The organism is Nocardia fodinahabitans, assembly GCF_052983615.1.
The window spans coordinates 4,280,863-4,304,999 of record NZ_JBRJJC010000001.1 but is presented as its reverse complement, the minus strand read 5'-3'; the positions used below and the strand labels follow the sequence as shown (position 1 = coordinate 4,304,999).

General features: G+C 69.7%; 20 protein-coding genes. 6 read left to right on the top strand and 14 right to left on the bottom strand.

The features are described from left to right. Positions 1-51: 51 nt before the first annotated feature. Genes NV348_RS20100 through NV348_RS20085 form a run of 4 tightly spaced genes read right to left on the bottom strand, consistent with a single transcriptional unit; the run spans position 52 to position 4,508 of the window. The gene (locus tag NV348_RS20100) at positions 52-2,319 is read right to left on the bottom strand and encodes an ATP-dependent DNA ligase (protein ID WP_447148283.1); all 2,268 of its coding nucleotides are present in this window, start codon (positions 2,317-2,319) and stop codon (positions 52-54) included. Positions 2,320-2,370: 51 nt separating this feature from the next. Further along, on the bottom strand, positions 2,371-2,616 hold the full coding sequence (locus NV348_RS20095; RefSeq protein ID WP_447148282.1) for an antitoxin: 246 nt from the start codon (positions 2,614-2,616) through the stop codon (positions 2,371-2,373). 30 nt (positions 2,617-2,646) lie between these two features. Then, complete coding sequence (locus NV348_RS20090; protein ID WP_447148281.1) at positions 2,647-3,780, bottom strand: MBL fold metallo-hydrolase; 1,134 nt, start codon at positions 3,778-3,780, stop codon at positions 2,647-2,649. Continuing rightward, on the bottom strand, positions 3,780-4,508 hold the full coding sequence (locus tag NV348_RS20085) for an enoyl-CoA hydratase (RefSeq protein WP_447148280.1): 729 nt from the start codon (positions 4,506-4,508) through the stop codon (positions 3,780-3,782). Before NV348_RS20085 ends, NV348_RS20090 begins: the two co-directional genes overlap by 1 nt. A 90-nt stretch (positions 4,509-4,598) precedes the next feature. On the opposite strand from NV348_RS20085, the gene NV348_RS20080 reads away from it, so the two are divergent. Beyond that, positions 4,599-5,717, top strand: a complete 1,119-nt coding sequence (locus tag NV348_RS20080) for an NAD(P)-binding domain-containing protein (protein ID WP_447148279.1) — start codon at positions 4,599-4,601, stop codon at positions 5,715-5,717. Here the strand turns inward: NV348_RS20080 and NV348_RS20075 are convergent. Together NV348_RS20075 and NV348_RS20070 are read right to left on the bottom strand one after the other, a co-directional pair. Further along, positions 5,698-6,552 (bottom strand): aldo/keto reductase, encoded by an 855-nt coding sequence (locus tag NV348_RS20075; protein WP_447148278.1) that lies wholly within the window; start codon positions 6,550-6,552, stop codon positions 5,698-5,700. The two genes, NV348_RS20080 and NV348_RS20075, sit on opposite strands and share 20 nt — an antisense overlap. A gap of 93 nt (positions 6,553-6,645) precedes the next feature. Continuing rightward, complete coding sequence (locus tag NV348_RS20070) at positions 6,646-8,157, bottom strand: carboxyl transferase domain-containing protein (RefSeq protein ID WP_447148277.1); 1,512 nt, start codon at positions 8,155-8,157, stop codon at positions 6,646-6,648. A gap of 42 nt (positions 8,158-8,199) precedes the next feature. Between NV348_RS20070 and NV348_RS20065 the strand changes: the two genes are divergently transcribed. Further along, entirely contained in the window at positions 8,200-8,784 is a 585-nt protein-coding gene (locus NV348_RS20065; RefSeq protein ID WP_447148276.1) for a DUF6000 family protein, read from the top strand. Positions 8,785-8,832: 48 nt separating this feature from the next. On the opposite strand, the gene NV348_RS20060 is transcribed toward NV348_RS20065, so the two are convergent. The 4 genes from NV348_RS20060 to NV348_RS20045 are packed head-to-tail and all read right to left on the bottom strand — an operon-like array spanning position 8,833 to position 14,032. Next, on the bottom strand, positions 8,833-9,435 hold the full coding sequence (locus NV348_RS20060; protein ID WP_019044951.1) for a GTP-binding protein: 603 nt from the start codon (positions 9,433-9,435) through the stop codon (positions 8,833-8,835). Next, a complete protein-coding gene (locus NV348_RS20055) occupies positions 9,416-9,790 on the bottom strand; it encodes a DUF742 domain-containing protein (RefSeq protein ID WP_019044950.1) in 375 nt (124 codons plus the stop codon). The genes NV348_RS20060 and NV348_RS20055 overlap by 20 nt, the downstream gene beginning before the upstream one ends. A gap of 7 nt (positions 9,791-9,797) precedes the next feature. Next, positions 9,798-10,211 carry a roadblock/LC7 domain-containing protein gene (locus NV348_RS20050; RefSeq protein ID WP_011207200.1) on the bottom strand — a complete coding sequence of 138 codons (414 nt, stop codon included), beginning with the start codon at positions 10,209-10,211 and terminating at the stop codon, positions 9,798-9,800. Next, the gene (locus NV348_RS20045; RefSeq protein WP_447148275.1) at positions 10,208-14,032 is read right to left on the bottom strand and encodes a sensor histidine kinase; all 3,825 of its coding nucleotides are present in this window, start codon (positions 14,030-14,032) and stop codon (positions 10,208-10,210) included. The genes NV348_RS20050 and NV348_RS20045 overlap by 4 nt, the downstream gene beginning before the upstream one ends. Before the next feature lie 319 nt (positions 14,033-14,351). Here NV348_RS20045 and NV348_RS20040 point away from each other — a divergent pair, with 319 nt between their 5' ends. Genes NV348_RS20040 through NV348_RS20030 form a run of 3 tightly spaced genes read left to right on the top strand, consistent with a single transcriptional unit; the run spans position 14,352 to position 18,519 of the window. Further along, positions 14,352-16,409 (top strand): AMP-binding protein, encoded by a 2,058-nt coding sequence (locus tag NV348_RS20040; protein ID WP_447148274.1) that lies wholly within the window; start codon positions 14,352-14,354, stop codon positions 16,407-16,409. A 41-nt stretch (positions 16,410-16,450) separates the two neighbouring features. Beyond that, positions 16,451-17,155, top strand: a complete 705-nt coding sequence (locus tag NV348_RS20035; RefSeq protein WP_447148273.1) for a response regulator transcription factor — start codon at positions 16,451-16,453, stop codon at positions 17,153-17,155. Continuing rightward, entirely contained in the window at positions 17,152-18,519 is a 1,368-nt protein-coding gene (locus NV348_RS20030) for a sensor histidine kinase (RefSeq protein ID WP_447148272.1), read from the top strand. The genes NV348_RS20035 and NV348_RS20030 overlap by 4 nt, the downstream gene beginning before the upstream one ends. A 77-nt stretch (positions 18,520-18,596) precedes the next feature. Here NV348_RS20030 and NV348_RS20025 read toward each other — a convergent pair whose 3' ends face one another. Further along, a complete protein-coding gene (locus tag NV348_RS20025) occupies positions 18,597-19,253 on the bottom strand; it encodes a DUF8020 domain-containing protein (protein WP_447148271.1) in 657 nt (218 codons plus the stop codon). 287 nt (positions 19,254-19,540) lie between these two features. Here NV348_RS20025 and NV348_RS20020 point away from each other — a divergent pair, with 287 nt between their 5' ends. After that, positions 19,541-20,701, top strand: coding sequence for a YhgE/Pip domain-containing protein (locus NV348_RS20020; protein WP_447148270.1), 1,161 nt, complete (start codon positions 19,541-19,543; stop codon positions 20,699-20,701). 132 nt (positions 20,702-20,833) lie between these two features. Here NV348_RS20020 and NV348_RS20015 read toward each other — a convergent pair whose 3' ends face one another. The 3 genes from NV348_RS20015 to NV348_RS20005 form a co-directional block, all read right to left on the bottom strand. Next, on the bottom strand, positions 20,834-21,193 hold the full coding sequence (locus NV348_RS20015) for an FKBP-type peptidyl-prolyl cis-trans isomerase (RefSeq protein ID WP_447148269.1): 360 nt from the start codon (positions 21,191-21,193) through the stop codon (positions 20,834-20,836). Between the two features lie 32 nt (positions 21,194-21,225). Then, on the bottom strand, positions 21,226-22,539 hold the full coding sequence (locus NV348_RS20010) for a citrate synthase (RefSeq protein WP_218716908.1): 1,314 nt from the start codon (positions 22,537-22,539) through the stop codon (positions 21,226-21,228). A gap of 270 nt (positions 22,540-22,809) precedes the next feature. Continuing rightward, positions 22,810-24,093, bottom strand: coding sequence for an MFS transporter (locus tag NV348_RS20005; protein WP_447148268.1), 1,284 nt, complete (start codon positions 24,091-24,093; stop codon positions 22,810-22,812). Positions 24,094-24,137: the final 44 nt, after the last annotated feature.

The following is a 24,137-nucleotide window of genomic DNA, read 5'->3' as shown; positions in this document are numbered from 1 at the left end:
GAACCGGTCCAACGCGATCACCCTAGCAACACCACAGCTTTCACGGCAGAGTCAGCTGGATGAACTCGTCACCCCGTCCCAGACCGGATGCCACAGCCTGCCGGTGTCGGTCCAGGACTGGAATCGGACGGTGCCGGTGAGCTCGGGGGTGACCCATTCCGCGTCGTGGCATTCCTCGGCGGTCATCTCGTTGACGAACGGCGAGCTCGCCCGGTGCAGGCGCCGCAGTTCACCCGCGATCCGGCGGGACTGCTCGGCGCCGAAGCCGGTCCCGACCCGGCCGATGTACACCAGTCCGTTCTCGTGCGGGATCCCGAGCAGCAGCGACTTGAACTCGCGCTTGTCGCTGCGCCGCCACCCGCCGACGACGACTTCCCTACTGCGCCAGTTGCGTTGCTTGAGCCAGGTCTGGGTGCGCTTACCCGGCTGATACGTGGAGTCGACCCGCTTGGCGACGACCCCTTCCTGCCCGTGCTCCCGGCTGGCCCGCATCGCCTCGGCCCCCGACCCGTCCAGCAGCGCGGCGACATTCATCGACGGCGCCAGCTTGCCCAGGGCCTCGAGCACCGCGCGCCGGTCGCTGTACTTCTTGCGCAGCAGCGAGGTGCCATCGAGGTAGAGCACGTCGAAGGCGACGAACACCGCCAGCGCCGAATCGGCTTGCAGCGCGGAGATATCCGAGAGGCCCTTCGCGTCGAGCACCACCGCCTCGCCATCGAGCACCACCCGGTGCCCGGCCAGTTCGCCGCCCAGCGCGGCCAGCCGGGGATACTGGGCGGTGACGGTGTTGCCGGCGCGGCTGCGGACGGTGACCGCGCCGTCGTCGATCTCCACGATCACCCGGAAGCCGTCCCACTTGGTCTCGAAGGCCCAGTCCCCCGCGCTCAGCGCGTCCACCTCGCCTGCGGTGGCGAGCATCGGCGACAGTCCGCGCGGAAAGTTGCCGGTGCGCCTGTCCCCCAATGGTTCTCGCGGGCTCTGGTCCCGCATGCGGTGCATCAGCCACTGGTCGCCGTTGGTGCGGATGAAGGCGTAGCGGCCGTGCAGGCGTTCGCCGTCGAGTTCCACGATCACTTCGTCGTCGCGCCATTTCTCGGCGCGGTAGGTGCCCGAGTCCCAGATCGTCATCTCGCCCGCGCCGTACTCGCCCTTGGGGATGGTGCCGTGGAAGTGCAGGTACTCGAGCGGATGGTCCTCGGTGCGCACGGCGAGCCGGTTGTGTTTCGGTTCGGTCGGCGGGCCCTTGGGCACCGCCCAGGACGCGAGCACACCGTCGCGTTCGAGCCGGACGTCGAAGTGCAGGCGGCGCGCGTGGTGTTCCTGGACGACGAAGCGATCGCCAGGGCCCGGCTCCGGCGACGCGGCGGGCACCGGCTCGGGCGTGCGCTCGGGGTCGCGCATGCTGCGGTACTTGGTGAGCGCGTCGGGCCTGCTCGGCAGCGGTGGGTCGAGGTCGGCCAGCTCGTCGCCCCCACGCTGCCAGCGCACGAGGACTTCGTCGAAGTGCAGCTGGCGCAGGGACCGCGTGTCCTCGATCTCGGCCCAGCTCCGCGGCGCGGCGGCATTGGGCTCGGCACGGCCGCGCAGCGAGTAGGGGGCGATGGTGGTCTTGGCCGCGTTGTTCTGGCTCCAGTCCAGGAAGACCTTGCCCGCGCGGGCCGACTTCGCCATCGTCGCGGTGACCAGCTCCGGGTGCAGCTGTTCGAGATTGGCGGCGACCTGCTTGGCGACGGTGGACGCGCCCCGCGAACTCACCGCCCGATCCAGCGGCACGTAGACGTGGATTCCCTTGCTGCCGCTGGTCACCGGGAAAGCTCGCATCCCGATATCGGCGACCATGTCGCGCACCGCGAGCGCGACCCTAGCGCATTCGGCCAGCCCCGCACCAGGACCGGGATCGAGGTCGAACACGATCCTGGTCGCCGGGCCGCGCTGGTCACCGTCGAAACGCCATTGCGGCACATGGACTTCCAAGGCCGCCTGCTGGCCCAGCCAGGCCAGCCCCGCCTCGGAGTCGATCAGCGGGTAGGTCACCTTCCGGCTGGAATGCTCGATCGCCCGGCGCTGGATCCAGGCGGGTGCGTGCTCCGGCAGATTCTTCTCGAAGAAGTCGGGGTGATCCACCCCGTTGGGCCACCGTTTCCTGGTGACCGGCCGCCCCACGATATGGGGCAGCATCGCCTGGGCGATCGCCGAATAGTAGGCGATCACCTCGCCTTTGGTCGTCCCGGTCGCCGGATACAGCACCTTGTCGAGGTTGCTGAGCTCAACCTCGATCGCCGGCTCACCCGGCGGACCCCGGAACTCCCGGCGGACCATCGACGCGGTTCGGCGGCGGGGACCGATGACATCCGGCCCCCGCGCACCGAATCAGGCCTGCGGTCCCGGATCGGTCGGGGCGGCGCCGCCTCCGGTGCTGCCGGGGCCGGACTGCGGCGGCACGACCTTCTTCGCCGCGTCCTTGCCCTTCTCGATCTTGTCGCTGTACTTGCCGCCGGTCTTGTCGTCGATGAAGGTGCCGGCCTTGTCGACCGCATCGTTGATCTTGTCGGCGTTCTGCGCAGCCGCTTCCTTGCCCTTACCGAGCAAGCCCTTCAAGGTATCCACGAGACTCATCTGCCGATGTTCCTTTCCCGTAAGAAGGTGTCACTCCACATCCTCCCACCACGAAACCCGCGGTGGGAGGTCATTCGGAACCACCCGCTGGCCCGGCTTGGGCACCACCGTGGAGGTACCCGCTTCGGCCGCCGCGGACACCAGCCGCTGCACCGGCTCGGACCATCCGTGGAAGGCGAGGTTGAAGGTGGCCCAGTGGATCGGGACCAGCAGCCCGTAGCCGGGGTCGCCGAGGCACAGGTCGGCATGCGCGCGGACCGCTTCCTCGGGGTTCATGTGCACGTCGGTCCAGCGCTCGTCGTAGGCACCGATCGGCAGCAGCGTCAGATCGAACGGGCCGAGGACGGCGCCCGCCTGGGCGAAGGCCTTCGTGTAGCCGGTGTCGCCGCCGAAATAGACCCGCTTGCTGGGTCCGGCCAGCGCCCAGGACGCCCACAGCGTGGTGTTGCGGACCAGCCCGCGGCCGGAGAAGTGCCTGGCCTCGGCGCAGGTGATGGTGAGGCCGCGGTCGTTCTCGTCGCGGCCGAGGGAGACCGAGCCACCCCAGTCGAGTTCGATGATCCGGTACTCGGGCACACCCCAGTGCCGCAGGTGCGCGCCGATGCCGGTGGGCACGACGAACGGCGCGAGCTGCTCGCGGACCAGGGCGTCGACGGTGGCCTTGTCCAGGTGGTCGTAGTGATCGTGGGAGATGACCACCGCGTCGACGGCGGGCAGCTCCGACAGCTCACCGGGGACCGGGTGCAGGCGGGCCGGGCCGATCACCGGCGACGGCGAGACCCGCTCGCTCCACACCGGGTCGGCGAGCACGCGATAGCCGTCGAGTTCGATCAGCGCGCTCGCGTGCCCGTACCAGGTCACCGCCAGCGGGGCGGCCTCGGCGGGCAGGGCGGGCGTCTCCAGCGGCACCGGCCGCGACGGCCTGCCGACCCGGCCCTTGGTCAGCCCGGACCACAGCAGCGACGGCGCCGCACCGGCGGCCATCAGGCTGCTCGGCTCGGTGTTGTGGAACCGGCCGTCACGATACGACGACTTGCCCAGTGCGGTCGGTTCGATGTCCGCGGGGCCCGCGCCGAGGGCGGTGGGCAGTCCCCACACCGCACGCGCTACCCAGGCGAGCCCGAGCGTGCTCGCCACCGACCCCGCAACGCGTGCGAGCCGCATCAGCGGCCCACGAACTTCGCCGGGCGCTTCTCCTGCCGAGCCAATCGGCCCTCCTTCGCGTCGTTGCTGGTCCAGGCGGCTTCCAGGGCGGCCCGCTGCACAGCGCTGGCCGGATCGCGGGTGCCGTCGTCGTTGAGCATCAGCTTCATCGCCTGCAGCGACAGCGGCGCGAGCGCGGCGATGGACTTCGCCCAGTCCTGCGCGTCGGCGAGGGTGCCGAGCTTGTTGGCGAAGCCGAACGTGTAGGCGTCGGCGGCCGAGACCGGGTCGGCCGCGAGCAGAATGGTGCGGGCCGGACCGCCGCCGATCAGCGAGACCAGTCGCGAGACCGTCCAGCGGTCGACCGAGATACCCAGCTTGGCGGCGGGCACCGCGATGAACGCGTCCGGCTCGATCACCCGCAGGTCCGAGGCGATCGCCAGCTGTACGCCCGCGCCGAGCGCGCCGCCGTTGATCGCCGAGATCACCGGCACCGGGAGCGATTCGATGGTGTGCAGCATGTCGAGCAGGCCGCCGAGGAACGACTCGGAGTAGACACCCGACAGGTCGGCGCCCGCGCTGAAGATCGGGCCGCGGCCGGTCAGCACGATCACCCGCGCGCCTTGCGCCACCGCGTCGAGCATCGCGTCGCGCAGCAGGCCGACCAACTCCTCGCTGAGCGCGTTGCGCCGTTCCTCGCGCTGCATTTCGATGGTGATCACGTCACCATCGCGGGTCACGCCGAGCATGCGTCCTCCCCAGAAGTACCGACATCGTGGTTGCCATAACTGTGCCACAGGCAGCCGTCGGCGCCCGGTAAGGCGATAGCATCGGCGGCTGTGGCGACCGACTTCGACATCCTGGTGATCGGTGCCGGCCAGTCCGGTCTCTCCGCCGGTTACCACCTGCGCCGCCTCGGGTTGGTCCCCGAACGCGATTTCCTCATCGTCGACCACGCGCCGGGCCCGGGCGGCGCCTGGCAGTTCCGCTGGCCTTCTCTCACCCTGACCACCGTCAACCGGGTGCACGACCTGCCGGGGATGTCCTTCGCCGAGACGCTGCCGCCCGGCTCGGCGACGGCACCGGCGGCCAGCGCGGTGCCGCACTACTACGAGCTCTACGAGAAGCGCTTCGACCTGCGGGTTCGCCGCCAGGTGACGGTGAACGTGGTCTGCGACCGGACCGCCGACGGGCAGTCCTGCGCCGGCCGCGGCGAGGTGCTGCAGGTCGAGACCGAGGGCGCGGGGACGCTGCGCACGCGCGGGCTGATCAACGGCACCGGCACCTGGGAGCACCCGTTCATCCCGGTCTATCCGGGCGCGGCCACCTTCACCGGACGTCAGCTGCACACCCGCGACTACCGCACCGCCGCCGAGTTCGCCGGCAAACACGTGGTCATCGTCGGGGGCGGCATCTCCGCGGTGCAATTGCTCGACGAGATCTCCCAGGTGACGTCCACCACATGGGTCACCCGCAGCGAGCCGGTGTTCCGCTCGCTGCCGTTCCGCGAGGACGACGGGCGCGCGGCCGTCGCCATCGTCGAGGACCGGGTGCGCCGCGGGTTGCCGCCGGGATCGGTCGTCTCGGTGACCGGCCTGCCGCTCGATGAGCGCCTGCGAGCCGCACGCGACCGTGGTGTGCTGGTCCGGCAGCCCATGTTCGAGCGGATCGAGCCGAGCGGGGTGCGCTGGGCCGACGGGCGGTTCCAGGAGGCCGACGTCATCCTGTGGGCGACCGGTTTCCGCAGCGCGCTCGACCACCTGGCGCCGCTGCGGCTGCGCGGCCCCGGCGGCGGCATCACGATGACCGGCAGGCTCGCGACCCAGGTGGCGGTCGACCCGCGCGTCCACCTGATCGGCTACGGCCCCTCCGCCAGCACCATCGGCGCCAACCGGGCGGGCCGGGCCGCGGCCGCCGAACTGACCGACTACCTGGGGATCACGCCAGCCCGGCGCTGAACGTGCCCGGATCGGGGCCGATCCGGGTGCCCGCGTCCAGCCGGTTGATCGCCTCCATCGCCTGCGCGTCCAGTTCGAAGGAGAACACGTCGAAGTTCTCGGCGATGCGCGACGGGGTGACCGACTTCGGGATGACGATAGTGCCCAGCTGCAGGTGCCAGCGGATGATCACCTGCGCCGGCGTGCGGTCGAGCTCCTTGGCGAGGGTGACCACGGTCGGGTTGTCCAGCAGCGTGCCCTGACCCAGCGGGCTCCACGCCTCGGTGGCGATCGCGTGATTGGCGTGGTACTGGCGCAGTTCCCGCTGCGCGAGGGTGGGATGCAATTCGATCTGGTTGACCGCCGGGGTCTCGCCGGTCTCGGCGATCACGGTCTCCAGGTCGATCACCCGGAAGTTGGAGACGCCGATCGAGCCGATCCGGCCCTGCGCCTTGAGCGCCTGGAAGGCGCGGAAGGTGTCGACGTAGCGACCGGCCGACGGCACCGGCCAGTGGATCAGGTACAGGTCGAGATAGTCCAGACCGAGGCGCCGCATGCTGGCGTCGAAGGCGCGCAGCGTGCTGTCGTAGCCCTGTTCGGCGTTCCACAGCTTGGTGGTCACGTAGATCTCGTCGCGGGGGATGCCCGAGGCGCGGATGGCGCGGCCGACGCCCTCCTCGTTGCCGTAGATCGCGGCCGTGTCGATGCTGCGATAGCCGACTTTCAGTGCCTCGGCCACCACCGGGGTGACGTCGTCCTCCGGCACCTGGAACACACCGAAGCCGAGCTGCGGAATGACATTGCCGTCATTGAGCACGATGGTGGGAACAGGGCTGCTAGCGCTACGGAAGGTCACCCTTCCGACGGTAGAAGTGGTTCGCCGTACCGTCAACGACGCGCCCTCGCGTGTTTCCCCCGGTTCCGGAAGGGGTAGGAACCGGGGCGGCGGTCAGGGAACGCCCCCGGGGAGACCGATTCGCCGGTATCGCGCCTGCCGTTGGGCGCGCAGTTCCGCCGTCGGCCTGGCGCGCAGCGCGGCCAGCTCCTCGGTGACCGCGAGCACCATGCGCCGGGCGAACGCGACCGGTTCGTCGGCGGCGTCGGGGTGTTCGTCGACGATGCGGTCCACGACGCCGTCGGCGTGCAGGTCGAGCGCTCGGATCCCCTGTGCCGCAGCCAGTTCCGCCGCGTGCGAGGTATCACGGAAGACGATGGCACTCGCCCCTTCCGGCGGCAGCGGGGCCAGCCAGCCGTGGCCCGCGGCCAGCACCCGGTCGGCCGGGAGCAGAGCCAGCGCGCCGCCGCCGGTGCCCTGGCCGAGCAGGATCGAGACGGTCGGGGTGTCGAGGGTGACGAGATCGGCCAGGCAGCGGGCGATTTCGGGGGCGAGCCCGCGTTCCTCGGCCTCCTTCGACAGCGCGGCGCCGACGGTGTCGATCACCAGGACCAGCGGCAGGCGCAGCTCACGGGCCAGCGCCATCGCCCGGCGCGCCTCGCGCAGGGCCGCCGGGCCCATCGTGTGCTCGCCCTGCTGACCGGAGCGATCGTGGCCGAAGACGACACAGGGCTGTCCGCCGAACCGGGCCAGTGCCAGCACCACGGTGCGATCGGATTCGCCCTGGCCGGTGCCACTGAGCGGAACCCGTTGTGTCACATGGCGGAGCAGGTCACGGATGCCGGGACGGCCAGGGCGCCGGGTACTCAGTACCGAATCCCAGGCGCTGGACGCGGAATCTGCGGCTGTGGCCGGACTGCGCACCGGCGCGGCCCATCCGGGCTCGGCCGTCACGGGAAGCACGACGCCGCTCGCGACGCTCAAGGCCCGGTGGGCAATCCGGCGGAAGACCTCGACGGTCACCACACCGTCGATCACGCCGTTGCGGTACAGGTTCTCGGCCGTCTGCACGCCCGGCGGGAAAGGCTTGCCGTACAAGGCTTCGTACACGCGGGGACCGAGGAATCCGATCAGCGCGCCGGGCGCGGCGAAAGTGATGTGGCCCAGCGACCCCCACGACGCGAACACCCCACCCATCGTGGGATCCCGCAGATACACCAGATACGGATGCCCCGCCGCCTTGTGCACCGCGACCGCCCCCGCGATCTTCACCATCTGCACGAAAGCGACTGTGCCCTCCTGCATCCTGGTCCCGCCGGAGGTAGGCGAAGCGATCAGCGGCAATCCCAGCTCGGTCGCCCGCTCCACCGCCGACACGATCCGCTCGGCCGCCGCCACCCCCACCGACCCGGCCAAAAACGCGAATTCACACGCGATCACGGCCACCCGCCGCCCGCGCAACAACCCCTCCCCCGTCACCACCGACTCATCGGTCCCCGCCCGGCGCTGCGCCTCGACCAGCTCCTGCCGATACCCCGGCGACACCGCGGGCTCGACCGGCACCCGATCCCAGCTCACGAACGAATCCGCATCGAGCAACCGCCCGATCAGCTCTCCCGCCGACATCCGCACAGCCTGAGCCTAGCGGGACCGAGGAGAATACCTCCCATGAGTTTCCGCATGCCGACGACTCCCGCCGACCAGGCATTGGTGCAGCGGTGGGTCGTCACCGACAGCTTTCCGGGGCGCTACCGGAAGCTCCTCGGTATGCACCCGGTGCACGAGATGCCGAACCGGGACGAGTTCGAAGTCGGCCTCGCGCGTGACGCACAGCAGATCACCGACGCCGAACTGCACACGCTGCTGGAACTGGACTGGCGGCCGCGACTTACCGCGGCCTGGCTTATCGCCCTGGACCGGCGGACCCGGTTTCGGGAGCAACTGGCCGAGCTGCTGCTCGCCGACGAAGTCGTTCACGCGGGCTGGGGATACTGTTTCGCGCTCGCGCGCTTCGGTGCGGCCGTCGACGCCGAGGTCCTCGTCGAATACCTGGACCAGGACCTGTGCGGGGCGCGCCGCATCAGCCGGACGCCGGCGGTGCACGCGCTACTCACGCTCGACCGTCGCCTGGGTACCGAGTACGCGGCGCGGTTCGTCGGGGCTTTCGGTTATGAGCGACTACCGAGTGCTGCCGAGCAGCTGATCGATCCGCTGTGCGGGCTGGCGGATCGGATCAGAGCAGCAGAACACTGAGAGACGAAGCGGGGCTGCCGCCTTCATCGCGGCAGCCCCGTGTCCGGCTCAGTAGCCCTGCATGACCTTGCGCAGGGCGTACTCGGTCAAGGAGACCAGGGCCTGCTTGGCGGGTTCCCGGCGGCGGGCGTCGATCGACATGATCGGCACGTCGGCGGGGACGGCCAGGGCCTGGCGGATGTCCTCGAGCGGGTACTTCGGTGCGTCGTCGAACTCGTTGAGCGCCACCAGGAAAGGTAGACCGCGAGCCTCGAAGTAGTCGACAGCGGCGAAGCTGTCTTCCAGCCTGCGGGTGTCGACCAGCACCACGGCGCCGATGGCGCCGCGGATGAGGTCGTCCCACATGAACCAGAACCGGTACTGGCCGGGCGTGCCGAACAGATACAGGACCAAGTCGTCGGCGAGGCTGATCCGGCCGAAGTCCATCGCCACCGTGGTGGTCGACTTCATCGGAATGCCGGTCAGGTTGTCGATTCCGGTGCTGGCGTTGGTGACCAACGCCTCGGTGCGCAGCGGAACGATCTCCGACACCGCACCGACCAACGTGGTCTTACCGACACCGAAGCCACCGGCGACAACGATCTTCGCCGAAGTCGGCTTGCTCGTGCGGGTGTCGACCTGCGCCGTCGAATCAAATACGCCGGAGTCCACTGAGAACCCTTTCGATCAGCTCGCGACGTTCATCGTCGCTGGAATCGTCTTTCAAAGTCGCCGAGACCCGGACATGACCGGCCTCGATGAGGTCGGCCACGAGTACCCGCGCTACACCGATCGGGATACCCAATTGGGCAGCTATCTCGGCAACGGACGGCGATTGCCTGCACAACTCCACGATGGACGTTTCGAGGTTGTTCAGTTCGAACTGCCGCTCCATGGCGACCGGATGCGATGCAACGAGAGCCTCCAACGCCAGCTCGACCGCCGGCCTGGTGCGGCCGGCAGTCAAGGAGTACGGGCGGACGAGGCTGGGCTCGGCGCTCCCCATGCGGTGATCGTCTATGTCCATCCCACCATCAGGAACCCATCGTGACGCGTGGCGTGGCCTGGACGGTCTGGCCCACACGCTCGACCAACAGAGCCATTTCGTAGCCCACCTGACCGATATCACACGAGGTGTTGGTCAGGACCGCGAGATACGAGCCGTCGCCGACTGCCATGAGCAGTAGGTAACCGTGCTCCATCTCGACGACGGACTGCAGTACCGTACCGCCTTCGAACAGATTGGACACGCCGACGGAAAGGCTTGCCAGTCCGGCGGTGACGGCGGAGAGCTGCTCCGCACGGTCCACCGGCAGCTGGGCGCTCGCGGCCATCAGCAGGCCGTCAGCCGAGACCAGGACGGCATGGGCTACGCCAGGAACCTCGTTGGCGAAGTTCGAAACCAGCCAATCCAGCTGACGGTTCGTACCACCTAGATCGGGGTTCATCGGTCTCCTTTATCTCCGGTTAGGTTCATTGCCTTCATTGCGCGGCCATCCCGGACGCCCTGCTGGTGACGACTCAAGCTGGACCTGATCGTTTCGGGATCACGGTGCGGGGTGGTGTCGGCCTTACCGGTCACACCGCCAGGCACGAGCCTGCCGCCCGGGTTGCGCTGAGGCAAGCCAGCAGCGGTACGGACCTCGGGCTGAGCCTCGCTGGCCCGGCGTGCGGCCTGCCATCCTTCGTCACCCGGTGATTCGAAGGCGGCGGCCACCTGGGACCGGTCGGAATTCTCATCCGTGAGCCACGCCGACATCATCTCCGCGAAGATCGGCGTTCCGCCCATGACGGAATCACCTTCCGGTGCCGGCTGCAACCTGGTCTGGAAGAACGACGCAGCCTTGGCCGGATTCGACCGGAAACTGTGCCGACCCGGATCGCGCCCTGCCGACGCAGCGTTCTCCGGTCCCGCAGGATCCCGATCCCGTTGCGGCAGAGCCACTCCTGGCCCAGCGTTCGCCTGCGGTACCACAGTAGCGCCGGGATCGCGCTGAGGCAGCGCATTCGGCGCAGCCGGACGCTGCGGCAGGCCGTTGGGCGCCTCTCGCTGGGGCAGACCGGCCGCGGGAGCCCGCTGCGGGAGCCCGTTCTCGCCGGAATCCCGCTGCGGCGCAGGGGCGCCCGCCGGACCACGCTGGGGCAGGCCGTTGGCCGGACGCGGCTGCTGACCGGCCGGGTCACGCTGCGGGAGACCGCCCGGCTGTGCGCCGCGCTGCGGCAGGCCGGTGGACGGGTCACGCTGCGGCAGGCCGCCGGTCTGTTCCCGCTGGGGCAGGCCGTTGGACGGATCGCGCTGCGGCAGACCACCGGTCTGGTCCCGCTGCGGGAGACCAGTGGACGGGTCACGCTGCGGCAGACCACCGGTCTGCTCACGCTGGGGCAGGCCGTTGGACGGATCGCGCTGCGGCAGACCACCGGTCTGGTCCCGCTGCGGGAGACCAGTGGACGGGTCACGCTGCGGCAGACCACCGGTCTGCTCGCGGTGCGGCAGACGCGGAGCCGGATCACGCTGCGGGAGTCCGCCGGTCTGGTCCCGCTGGGGCAGGCCGTTGGCGGGACGCTGCGGCAGACCGGCCGACGGATCACGCGACACCGGACCGGAATCACGCTGCGGCGCACCGTTGCCCGCGGGGTCGCGTTGCGGCAGCCCGGTCGACGGGTCACGCTGCGGCAGACCACCGGTCTGCTCCCGCTGCGGGAGACCGCTGGACGGATCACGCTGGGGTAGGCCGCCGGTCTGGTCCCGCTGGGGCAGGCCGTTGGCGGGACGCTGCGGCAGACCGGCCGATGGATCACGCGGCGGCGCGCCGTTGGCGCCCGGCGAACGCTGCGGTAGACCACCCGCGGTGGTGTCGCGCTTGGGCGGCGCGGTGTCCCGCGGCGGCTGGGCCTGATCGCGGCCCGGCGCGCCGTTGGCACCCGGCGAACGCTGCGGCAGGCCACCGGCCAGCGACTGCGGCGCACCGGCGGGCTTGGGATCGCCCGGCTGGCCCGGCGCGGACGGCGCGCCCTGCGGACGCTGCGGTCCACCCGGTCCACCGGCCGCGAGGTTGCGCTTGGGCAGGTTGGCCGCGGCCAGCTTGCCGCGCTGCGGCACATTGCCCTGGCCGGGCGCGGCCGGACGCAGGGTCGGCGAGGACTGCTCGGCGGCGTCCTGCTGCAGCCCCTGGGCCATGGAGTTACCGGGCTGACGCTGTGGCAGCCCACCCTGACCGGCCGGGATCGGCCCGCTGCTGACTCCAGGATCGACGGTGACCATCACGTTGCCACCCGGGGTACGGGTGATCGCGCGGGTCTGCATCGTGCTCGGCTGGTTCTGCGGGTTCGGGCGCTGCTGCTGCGGCGCCGGCTGCTGTTGCGGCTGCTGCGGCACCACCACCGGGCCACCGGCGCCGGCGACGATCAGGCCGACCGGCACATGCACGGTGACGGTGACGCCCGGATCGCGCGCGGTGTCGAAGGTCGGACGCAGGCGCACGGTCAGACCGTGCCGCTCGGCGAGCCGGCCGACCACGAACAGACCCATGTGGCGGGCGGTGTCGGGGCCGGGCTCGGCGGTCTGCTCGAGCCTGCGGTTGATCTCCGACATCTCCTGCGGCGGCATACCGATGCCGCGGTCGGCGACCTCGACCAGCAGACCCTGGTCGTGGGCCTGGGCGAAAGTGAACTTGACGTCGGTCTCCGGCGGGGAGGCCCGCAGCGCGTTGTCGAGCAGCTCGGCGAACAGGTGCGCCATATCGGAGGCGGCCGGTTCGACCAGCGAGCCACGCGGAGTGGCGCCGAGCTTGACCCGCTCGTAGTCCTCGACCTCGGAGATCGCGGCACGCAGCACGTCGGCGATCTCGACCGGGGCCGACTTGGTCCGGCGCTGCTTGGTGCCGGCGAGGATGAGCAGGTTGTCACCGTTACGGCGCATGCGCGCCGCGAGGTGGTCGAGCCGGAAGAGGTTCTCGAGCAGGCGCGGGTCCTTCTCGTCGTACTCCATCGCCTCGATGAGGGTCAGCTGATGGTCGACGAGCGACTTGGAGCGCCGGGCCAGGGTCTCGAACATGTCGTTGACCTGCGAACGCATCTGCGCCTGATCACTGGCCAGGCGCAGCGCCTGACCGTGGATGTCGTCGACGGCGCGGGCCAGCTGGCCGATTTCCTCGTCCGAGCGCACTGGCATCGGTTCGAGCGGCACGTCCTCGGGGGCGGCGCCGTTACGGAGCTGGGCGACCTCGTGCGGCAGATCGGACTCGGCGACGCGCAGCGCGGCCAGGCGCAGGCGGTGCAGCGGCACGATCATCGAGCGGGCGACGAACACGGCGAGCAAGAGCGCGGCGAGGATCGTCGCGATGACGACGCCGGTGTAGGTCCACGCGCCGGTCGCCGCGGCGCCGGCCAGCTCGTCCATCGCGGACTCGATCGCCTTGGTGGCCTCGTTGACCACGCCCTCATAGCCGACGAGGCTGGTGTACAGCGAAGTACGCAGGTCGCTGACGGGCAGCTTGCCCGCCTGCACTTCGGGACCGCTGATCAGGTTCTTGCGGTTGTCGGCCTGCGCCTTCAGGTCGGCGATGACCCGGTCACCGGCCGGGAAGCGGTTGGCGAGGACTTCGAGCAGGTGGTTCTCGGTGCTGACGCCGGTGAGGAAGTTCTGCGAGCCGGTCGGCAGACCGCGCAGGATCTCGGAGAGGCCGGCGAGCTCGTCGACGAGGAGCGAGCGGGTGTTGAGCGAGTCGACCAGGCGCAGCTTCGCCGTGTCCATGACCGGGTCGCTCACCTGCGCGACGGTCGTCTCGACGATGTCGACGCTTTCCTTACGCATCTGCTCGACCGAGGCCAGCGCGGGCTCGGCCGAGGTCGTCATCGCCTTGCCCTGCCCGCGCACCGTCTTGGCCTGCGCGATCATCCGCTCGAGCGCGGCGTGCGCCTTCGGCAGATCGGTCAACCTGCCGAGCGAGCCCTCAGCCGCCGCGATGGCGGCGTCGAGTTCGGTGAGGTCCTTGTCGGTGACCATCGTGACCCCGGGGCCCGCGGGCACCAACTGGCTACCCGCCACCTTCGCGGTGCTCGCACTCAGCGAAGTGACCGAAGGAATCGTGTCGATCTGCTCATTGATGCTCGACAGCCGGTTGGCCTCCGAGAACTCCGAGGTAATTCTCGACACGCCGAGCCCGACCGCGACCGCGAGCGGCACGGCCAGCACGGCCGTAACCTTCCAACGCAGGTCCCAGTTGCCGAGCGCCCAGCGCTTGCTGCCGGACCTAGCGGCGTCACGCATCTCCCACTCACTTTCCAAACTGGCCTCGAACCTTGCGCCATCAGCGAGCCTCCACAGGCACGATGGTGGCTCGCCAGAGTTGACTGGCCGAGAACTGCGGCTGGCCGAGAAATTGCGTCTACGACTGCCCGAATAAGTGACAACAGATTCTAACGGATCAATAACTTCTTGGCTGACTCCCGGTAGAGGTCCGCGCGATGACCTGCCCGTTCCAGGCAAAACCAAAGGTCGCGGCACCCCCTCGGGTGTCGCGTGAAGTCTGCCACAATCATCAGGATCTATCGAGCGGGCATCGAAGCGAGGCTAGGGAGTCACGGGCTTGGACGTGGAACACGAGTACCGACCGGTCTATCAGACCAGTCTGGTCGACCCAGCCGACTTCTGGTCCGCCGCAGCTCAGGCCATCGAGTGGGACGTGGCGCCGCAGCAGATCGTCGACGCCGCCGACAAGCGCGCGGCCCGCTGGTTCCCCGACGCCCGGCTCAACACCTGCGTCAACGCGCTGGACCGGCACGTGCGGGCGGGCACCGTCGCCGAGGGCGGGCACGCCGATCAGGCCGCCCTCATATATGTCTCCGCTATGACGGACACCACCACCGTCTACACCTACGCCGAGCTGCTCGACGAGGTCGCCCGATTCGCCGGAGCCATGCGTGATCTCGGCGTCGTCGCCGGTGACCGGGTGGTGATCTACCTGCCGATGATCCCCGAGGCCGTGATCGCGATGCTGGCCTGCGCCCGCATCGGCGCGGTGCACTCGGTGGTGTTCGGCGGGTTCGCCGCGCCCGAGCTGGCCGCCCGCATCGACGACGCCGAACCGGTCCTGGTGGTCACCGCCTCGGGCGGGATGGAACCCCACCGCCGCATCGAGTACCCGCCGATCGTGCTGCAGGCCCTCGACCTGGCGCAGACGGCGTCGGTGCGCACGGTGATCGTCAAGCAACGACCCGAGTTCCCGACCATCGAGTTCCCGGCGGCGCTGCCCGCCACCGATGTACTGCCGTCCTCGGAGCAGACCGTCGCGGCCCGCTGGGTCGACTGGGCGGCCACCGTCGCCGACGTGACACCGGCCGAGCCGGTCTCGGTCGCCGCGACCGATCCGCTCTACATCCTCTACACCTCCGGAACCACCGGGAAGCCCAAGGGCGTGGTCCGCGACAACGGCGGGCACGCGGTCGCGCTGGCCTGGTCGATGCGCAATATCTACGACGTCGGCCCAGGTCAGGTGTTCTGGGCGGCCTCCGATGTGGGCTGGGTCGTCGGCCACTCCTACATCGTCTACGCGCCGCTGCTGGTCGGCGCGACGACCGTGCTCTACGAGGGCAAACCGGTCGGCACCCCCGACGCGGGCGTCTTCTGGCGGATCATCGACGAGCACGACGTGCGGGTGCTGTTCACCGCGCCGACCGCGTTGCGCGCGATCCGGCGCGCCGATCCCGAGGCCGCCGCCGCCCACCGCCACGACCTGTCCCGGCTGCGCGCGCTGTTCTGCGCGGGTGAGCGGCTGGACCCGGCCACCTTCGAATGGGCCTCGGACACACTGCTGGCCGACCATCCCGACACCCCCGTGGTCGATCACTGGTGGCAGACCGAGACCGGCTGGCCGATCAGCGCCGACCCGCTCGGCCTGCAGGAACTTCCGGTCAAGCCCGGTTCGTCGTGTGTGCCGGTGCCCGGCTACCGGCTGCGGGTGCTCGACGCGAACGGCAATCCGGTGCCGACCGGCGTCGAGGGCAACATCGTCATCGGGCTGCCGCTGCCGCCCGGCGCGCTGACCGGCCTGTGGCGCGACCGCGACCGGTTCATCCGCTCCTACCTGTCGGCCTTCCCCGGCCACTACCTGACCGGCGATTCCGGCTACTTCGACGAGGACGGCTACCTCTACGTCCTCGGCCGCAGCGACGACGTGATCAACATGGCCGGGCACCGCCTCTCGGCGGGCAGCATCGAGGCCGCCATCGCCGGGCACGAGGCGATCGCCGAATGCGCCGTGATCGGTGTCCCCGACGAGCTCAAGGGCGCGCTGCCGCTGGCGTATGTGGTGCTCAAGCAGGGCGTCGAGGTCGATCCGGAGCAGCTGCGCATCGAGCTCGCCGAGCGGGTCCGCGCGCAGATCGGCGCCATCGCGACCCTGCACAGCGCGATCATCGTCTCGGGCCTGCCCAAGACCCGGTCGGGCAAGATCCTGCGCAAGACGATCCGCCAGCTCACCGCCGGGGAAAACGTGGAGACCCCGGCCACCATCGAGGACCCGGCCGTGCTCACCGCGCTGGCCGACCGCATTCTGGCCAATCCCCCGCTGGGCAATCCGCCCCCGCCCGCGCAGGACACGCCGACCCCCGACCTCGACGGCGACCCGGTGGCCCCGACGGCCTGACCATCGGCGCCGGTGCTGCCCGCCGCCCCTAGGATTGCGGCGTGACCGATCGTGCTGCCGCCACTGTCCTGGTCGTCGACGACGACGAGGACGTCCTCGCCTCGGTCGAACGCGGCCTGCGGTTGTCCGGGTTCCAGGTGCTGGTCGCGCGCGACGGGGCCGCCGCCCTGCGCGCCGTCTCCGAGCACGCGCCGGACGCGGTGGTACTCGACATGAACATGCCGGTGCTCGACGGCGCGGGCGTGGTGACGGCCTTGCGCGCGATGGGCAACGACGTACCGATCTGCGTGCTCAGCGCCCGCGCCTCGGTCGACGACCGGATCGCGGGCCTGGAGTCGGGCGCCGACGACTACCTGGTGAAACCGTTCGAGCTGGCCGAGCTGGTGGCCCGGATCCGGGCCCTGCTGCGCCGCCGCACCGATACCCCGGAGCCGGTCGCGCCCGGCGCGATCACCGTCGGCCCGCTGCAGATCGACGTCGCCGGATACCGCGCGCTGCTGCACGGCAAGGAAATCGAGCTCACCAAACGGGAATTCGAATTGTTGTCGACGCTGGCCAGGAATGCGGGTGTGGTGTTGACGCGAGAACGGCTGCTGGAATTGGTGTGGGGTTACGATTTCATAGCCGATACGAATGTCGTCGATGTGTTCGTCGGATACTTGCGACGCAAGCTCGAAATAGATGACACGCCAAGGATTTTGCACACGATTCGCGGCGTAGGGTTCGTGCTCCGGGAACCGAAATGATCGAGGCCCCGCCGAAACACCGTCGGAGACAATCGTTTTCGCTCCGAACTCGGGTCGCGGGCGCGGCCGCGGCGGGGGCCGTCATCATCGTCTCGATCGCCGCATTCGTGGGTTTCCAGGCGATCGAACGCAACAATGTGACCCAGACCGACCAGCAGCTCGAGATCGCCTCGCGGATCGTGCTGATCGAGCCGGTGCTGGCCACCGGCTTCGTCAACCTGACCGGCCTGCAGACCACCATGGCACTCACCGTGCGCGACAACGGCCAGGTCACCGCGTCCAGCTCGACTCAGCTGCCCGATCTGGCGCCGGGCTCGCAGACCGTCGAGGTCAACGACCAGCCGTACCGGGTGCTCACCACCACCGAGAACCAGCCCGCTGGTCGCACCGTCTCCCTCGCCATCCCGACCACCGAGGCCGCCAAGGCCACCGCCGACCAGCAGCGCTGGGTGCTCGCGGGCGCCGCGATCGCGGTGGCGGCGGCCGCGGCGCTGGGCTGGCTGCTCGCCGGGCGTGCCGTCGGGCCGATCGTCAAGCTGACCAGGCAGGTCTCCGCGCGCAGCTCCTTCGGCGACCCGGACAACGCCGCCCAGCCGGTCGACGGTTCCGGCGTCGACGAGGCGGTCAAGCTGGCCGACGCGGTGAACACCATGCTGGCCCGCGTCGACGAGGCGCAGGCCGAGACCGCCGCCGCGCTGGAGACCGCCCGCGATTTCGCCGCCGTCTCCGCGCACGAGCTGCGCACCCCGCTGACCGCGATCCGCACCGACCTCGAGGTCCTGCGCACCCTCGACCTCACCGACCAACAGCGCCGCGAGATCCTCGACGACCTCGCCCGCAACGAGACCAGGATCGAGACCACGCTCACCGCGCTGGAACGCCTGGCCCGCGGCGACCTCACCGCCGAGGCCGACCACATCCCCACCGATGTGGCCGACCTGTGCGATCAGGCCGCCCACGACGCCATGCGCCACAACCCCGGTCTGGCGGTCCGGATCGACACCGACGCCGAACTCGTCACCCGCGGCCTGCCGGCCGGTCTGCGCCTCGCGATCGACAACGCGCTGACCAACTCGGTCAAGCACGGTGGCGCCACCTACGCCGTCGTCTCGGCGCATCGCGCGTCCGGCGATCGCATCGTCATCGCCGTCGACGACAACGGCACCGGCGTGCCGCTCGCCGAGCGCGACGCCGTCTTCGCCCGCTTCGCCCGCGGGACCAATGCCAGCAAGGGCGGCTCCGGCCTCGGCCTGGCGCTGGTGGCCCAGCAGGCCCAGTTGCACGGCGGGCGCGCCTATTTCGAGGACAGCCCGCTCGGTGGCGCCCGGCTGGTCATCGAGCTGCCGATCCGGGACACGCCCTAGACACGCGAAAGCCCCGCCGTCGCGACGATGCGCGACAACGGGGCTACTGCGAAGCTATCGCTGCGCCGCCCGAGGGATCAGGGCAGCACCTGCGGCACCGACTCCGGGATCACCAGGCCGATGACGGCACCGATCACGGCACCGGTCAGCGCGGTGGAGATCACCGACGGGATGGCGCAGAAGACGTAGCCGATGATGAACGCGGCCAGCGCGGGGACGCACATGATCGCCGCGGCCAGCGCGCCGATGGTGGCGCCCGCGGCCGCACCGTTCTGGACCGGGTCGTGGTTGCCGGCCTCGGGGTTGGTGGCGATGTCCTTCAGCTCGGTGCTGGTGTCGGTGGACAGCTGCGGCGCCATCGACACGCTCTTGCCGTCCGCGGAGACCACCGAGGCGATCGCGATGGCATTGCCGTCGACGGTGTTGAGCTTCAGCGGGACCTCGCCGACGGTGACACCGGCGGCCGAGACCACGGTGACGGCGTCGGGGGTGATCACGAAGCGGCCGTTGTCGACGCTCGCGGAGATGGTGCGCAGGTCCGGCGAGACGGTGGTGCGGAAGTCGACGCCGTCGGCGGCACCGGCGCTGGCCAGGCCGGTGGCGATCTGCGCCTGACGCTCGGTGTCGACGTCAGCGGCCGCGACACCCGCGGTGACCAGCGAGGTGGCGACGGCCAGCGGCAGCGCGGCGACGAATGCGCGACGGCTCGCCCGGGTGATGGTGCGGTGGAACATGTTCGATGTCTCCCTCCCGATGCCCCCGGCGAATCCCCGAACCCCCCGGACGAATCGATGAAATCTCGATCTCGATTGACTCGAGATTTGTATCGTTCCGAGCGAAACAATGGAAGGAACTGTGACGCAGGACATACAGCGGCGCGGTTTGGCGTCTCGCTGAGCGGGAATCGCCCGCGCGAGAGCAGGTTCCGGCACACCGGCAGCTATCACCGCCGGGCCATCCTCACCGAACTCTCAGACATCTCCCACGACCCGGCGCGAACTCCCTCGATACCGTCGGCGGCGTGATCGGAAAACGCACCAGGATGGTCTGTCTCGTCGCCGCTGTCGCACTGGCGGGTGGTGGTATCGCCGCGTGCGCCGGGACCTCCGACGCGCCGACGGGGTTCGCGCTCGTCAACGCCGACACCGGGCCGACCGGGGAGCGCGTCGCCAAGGCCGTCCAGGACGCGGGCGGCTACGAGTGGACGGTCGCGAAGCCCGGCGAGGTCGACGCCGCCGACTATGCCGCGGTGATCACCCTGCCCGCCGATCTCACCGCGTCGATGGCGACGCTGGCCACGCCGGAACCCAAGCGCGCCAAGGTCACCGTCAGCGCCGACGACGACGCGGACGAGAACGTCGTGAACGGCGCCGTGGCCGCGGTGACCCACCGGATCGGCGCCTCCGGGGTCGACGCCGCGCTCGCCGCGGTCTCGCAGGCCCGCAATCAGATGACCTCGGTGCAGTTCACCGCCCAGCTGCTGAACGCGGGCGTCAACGCGGCCGCCGACGGCGCCGCCCAATTCAGCGGCGGCGCCACCGAGATGCTCGGCTTCCTCGACTTCGCGAAACAGGGTGCGGGAGAACTCACCTCGGCCATCGAGCTGCTCAATCAGACGGTCGACGGCGCGACCGAGCAGGCGAGCCAGCTCGCCGATGCGCTCGGCGCGACCGGCGTCACCATCGCCGGGGTGGAGCGCAGCGCCACCGCGCTGAGCACCGGCCTGGACCAGATCCTGCCGCTGCTGCGCGCCCTGCCGTTCGCCACCGACCCCCAGCTGGCCGACATCATCACCAAACTCGAAGCCCTGCGCGGCATCTCGAGTCAGGCGGGCGCCCAGCTGACCGGCCTTGCCGATCTGACCGGCGCCGCCGTCGACCCGAACACCGACCTCGGCACCCTGTTGCGCACCGTCGTCACCCGCCTCGACAGCGCCCGCACCCAGCTCACCCAGGGCGCCGAACTCGCCAAGGGCCTGCCCGCCCTCGCCGAACAGGGCGGCACCCAGATCACCTCCGCGATCGAACAGATGACCACCGGCGTCGGCGCCCTCCAGAACATCGTCGGCAACCTGAACACCCAGACCGGCAAGGCCATCGAAGCCCTCCCCACCCGCAGCGCCACCCAGAACTCCGCTCTCGCCCTGGCCCTCACCGACCCGGTCGAGGTCGTCCGGGAGTAGCGCCGGACATCGCGCCCCCATCGTCGACATCGGCGAAATCCCGATGGCCGACCTCACCCGCTGACGGCGGTCTATCGAGACGACTGTGGCCGGGTTCCGATGGAACCCGGCCACAGTGTGTTGTTCAGCTGGTCAGTTCGCGTTGAGCAGGTCGATCACGAAGACCAGGGTCTTGCCGGAGAGGTGGTGGCCCGCGCCGGCGGGGCCGTAGGCGAGCTCCGGCGGGATGGTCAGCTGGCGGCGGCCGCCGACCTTCATGCCGGGGATACCTTCCTGCCAGCCCTGGATCAGGCCGCGCAGCGGGAAGGTGATGGACTCGCCACGGTCCCACGAAGAGTCGAACTGCTCGCCGCTGGTGAACTCGACGCCGACGTAGTGCACCTCGACGGTGCCACCGGGCACCGCTTCCTTGCCTTCGCCCTCGACGAGGTCCTTGATCACGAGCTCGGTGGGCGCGGGGCCCTCCTGGAATTCGATCTCCGGCTTGGTCATTCGGCTATCCCCTTCGATAGTTTCAGTTCGGACTAACGGCCAGCGATGTCGCGGTAGTCACGCTCACCGTAGCCGGTGTAGATCTGGCGCGGACGGCCGATCTTGAGCGGCTCGGAGTGCATCTCGCGCCAGTGGGCGATCCAGCCGGGCAGGCGGCCCATGGCGAAGAGCACGGTGAACATGCGGGTCGGGAAGCCCATGGCCCGGTAGATGACGCCGGTGTAGAAGTCGACGTTCGGGTACAGGCGACGCGAGACGAAGTAGTCGTCGGTGAGGGCGGCCTCTTCGAGCTGCTTGGCGATGTCGAGCAGCTGGTCGTCGCCACCGATCTTCGACAGGATCTTGTCGGCGGCCTGCTTGACCAGGGTGGCGCGCGGGTCGTAGTTGCGGTAGACGCGGTGCCCGAAGCCCATGAGCTTCACGCCGTCTTCCTTGTTCTTGACCTTGCGGATGAACTCCTTGACGTCACCGCCGTTGGCCTTGATCTCGTCGAGCATCTCGAGCACGGCCTGGTTGGCGCCGCCGTGCAGCGGGCCCCACAGCGCGTTGATGCCACCGGACACCGAGGTGAACAGGTTGGCGTCCGAGGAGCCGACGAGGCGCACGGTCGAGGTGGAGCAGTTCTGCTCGTGGTCGGCGTGCAGGATCAGCAGCATGTCGAGCGCGGCGGCGATCTCGGGGTCGACCTCGTAGGGCTCGGCCGGGAAGCCGAAGGTCATCCGCAGGAAGTTCTCCACCAGCGACAGCGAGTTGTCCGGGTAGAGGAACGGCTGGCCGACCGACTTCTTGTACGAGTAGGCCGCGATGGTGGGCAGCTTGGCCAGCAGGCGGATGGTGGACAGCTCGACCTGCTCGGGGTCGCGCGGGTCCAGCGAGTCCTGGTAGTACGCCGACAGCGCGTTCACCGCGGACGACAGCACCGGCATCGGGTGCGCGTTGCGCGGGAAGCCGTCGAAGAACCGCTTCAGGTCCTCGTGCAGCAGGGTGTGGCGGCGGATGCGATCGGTGAAGTCGTCGAGCTGGGCCTGGGTCGGCAGCTCGCCGTAGATGAGCAGGTAGCTGACCTCGATGAAGGTCGAGCGGCCCGCCAGCTGGTCGATCGGGTAGCCGCGGTAACGCAGGATGCCCGCTTCACCGTCGATGTAGGTGATGGCCGACTTGGTCGACGCGGTGTTCATGAAACCGGGGTCGTAGGTGACGTAACCGGTGCTGGCCAGCAGCTTGCCCAAGTCGAGTCCGTCGTTGCCCTCTGCGGCCTTGGTGACCGAAATCGGGAACTCGCCACCGGGGTACTGCAGTACCGCCTTGGCGTCATCGGCGACGTTGGTGATGTTCTCAGCGGGCACGGAAGGATCCCTCTCAGGCTAGAACCGTAGGCACCGATGCGGTCGGCACGCGGTGCACTTGCGCTAACGCTAGCTGTTGTTCGGTCGAGACGAGCAATCAGGGTTGTCCTGCGCCGTTCTCACACCGGAGCCGATCGGCGGTGAGGTCGGCGCATACCTGCCGACCTGCGCCGATCCCAGTTCGCCGACGTCGCGGACCGGTGCCGCGCACGGCGGCGGCGACCCGGTCACACGGATCGGCGATGACCATGTATTCCCTTCTCGCACAACTCAATCGACCAGCGAATCGGAGTGCGCGCGGGTCACCCGGTAGCGGACGAAGGCGGGGAAGGCCAGTGCGGCGAGCACCACCCCGATGACGACCAGAACACCGCCACCCGCGGCAGCTACAGCGGTACCCAGGCTCGCCGCGGCGAAACCGTGGGCAACATCACCGATCCGCGGCCCACCTGCGACAACCACGATGAACACGCCCTGCAGCCGGCCACGCATCTCGTCGGTGGAGACGTTGAGCAACATCGCCGTGCGCAGCGCCGCCGAGATCATGTCGACCGCGCCGCCCAGGGCCAGGAAGGCCACCGCGATCCACAGCCACACCCCCAGCCCGAACAGGTGCCCGGCCAGCCCCACCGCCAGTCCGAACCCGATCATCGCCACACCCCAGATCACGATGCAGACGATCACCGCCAGGCCCTGTCTGCGGATGCGCGGCACCCAGCCGGAGAACACCCCACCCAGCACCGCGCCCGCCGAGATGGCCGCGAACAGCAGGCCGAGCGCGACACCGCCCTCGACCGGGTCGTGGAAGGTCTCGTGCGCGATCTGCGGGAACAGCGCGCGCGGCATGCCGAACACCATCGCGATGATGTCGACGACGAACGAGGCGAGCAGGATGCGCTGCCCGGTCAGGTAGCGGAAACCGTCGACAACCGCGCGCAGCCCGGCCCGGCGCTGATCGCCGGTCGGCGGGAAGGCGGGTAGTTTCCACACCGCCCACACCGTCGCGAGCAGGGCGATCGCGTCGATCAGGTACAGCGTCGGCAAGCCGAGCACCGGGATGAGCAGGCCTGCCAGCACCGGGCCCGCGATCATGCCGACGTTCTGCACCGTCATGCTCAGCGAGCTGGCCGCGGCGATCTGCTCCGGCGGCAGCAGCCGGGCGATGGCCGCGCCACGGGTGGGCTGATTGACCGCGAAGAACGCCTGCTGGGCGGCGAACAGGCCGAGCACCAGCCACACGTTGTTCATCCCGAGCGCGGCCTGCGCCCAGAACGCCACCGCCGTCACCCCGGTGCCCGCCGTGGTGATGATCAGCAACGTGCGCCGGTCCATGACGTCGGCCAGCGCGCCGCCCCACAGCCCGAACACGATCAGCGGGATCAGACCGAACAGTCCGGCCAGGCCGACGTACCCGGAGCTGCCGGTGATCTGGAAGATCTGCTGCGGAACCGCGACCACCGAGAGCTGCGCACCGATGACGGTGACGATGTTGGTGGTCCAGAGCCTGCGGTAATCGGGATGACGCAGCGGTTCGGTGTCGGCGAGCAGCTTCACTCGCCGCAGGTTAGCCAGTGCCGAGCGATGGGAGAACGGATGCG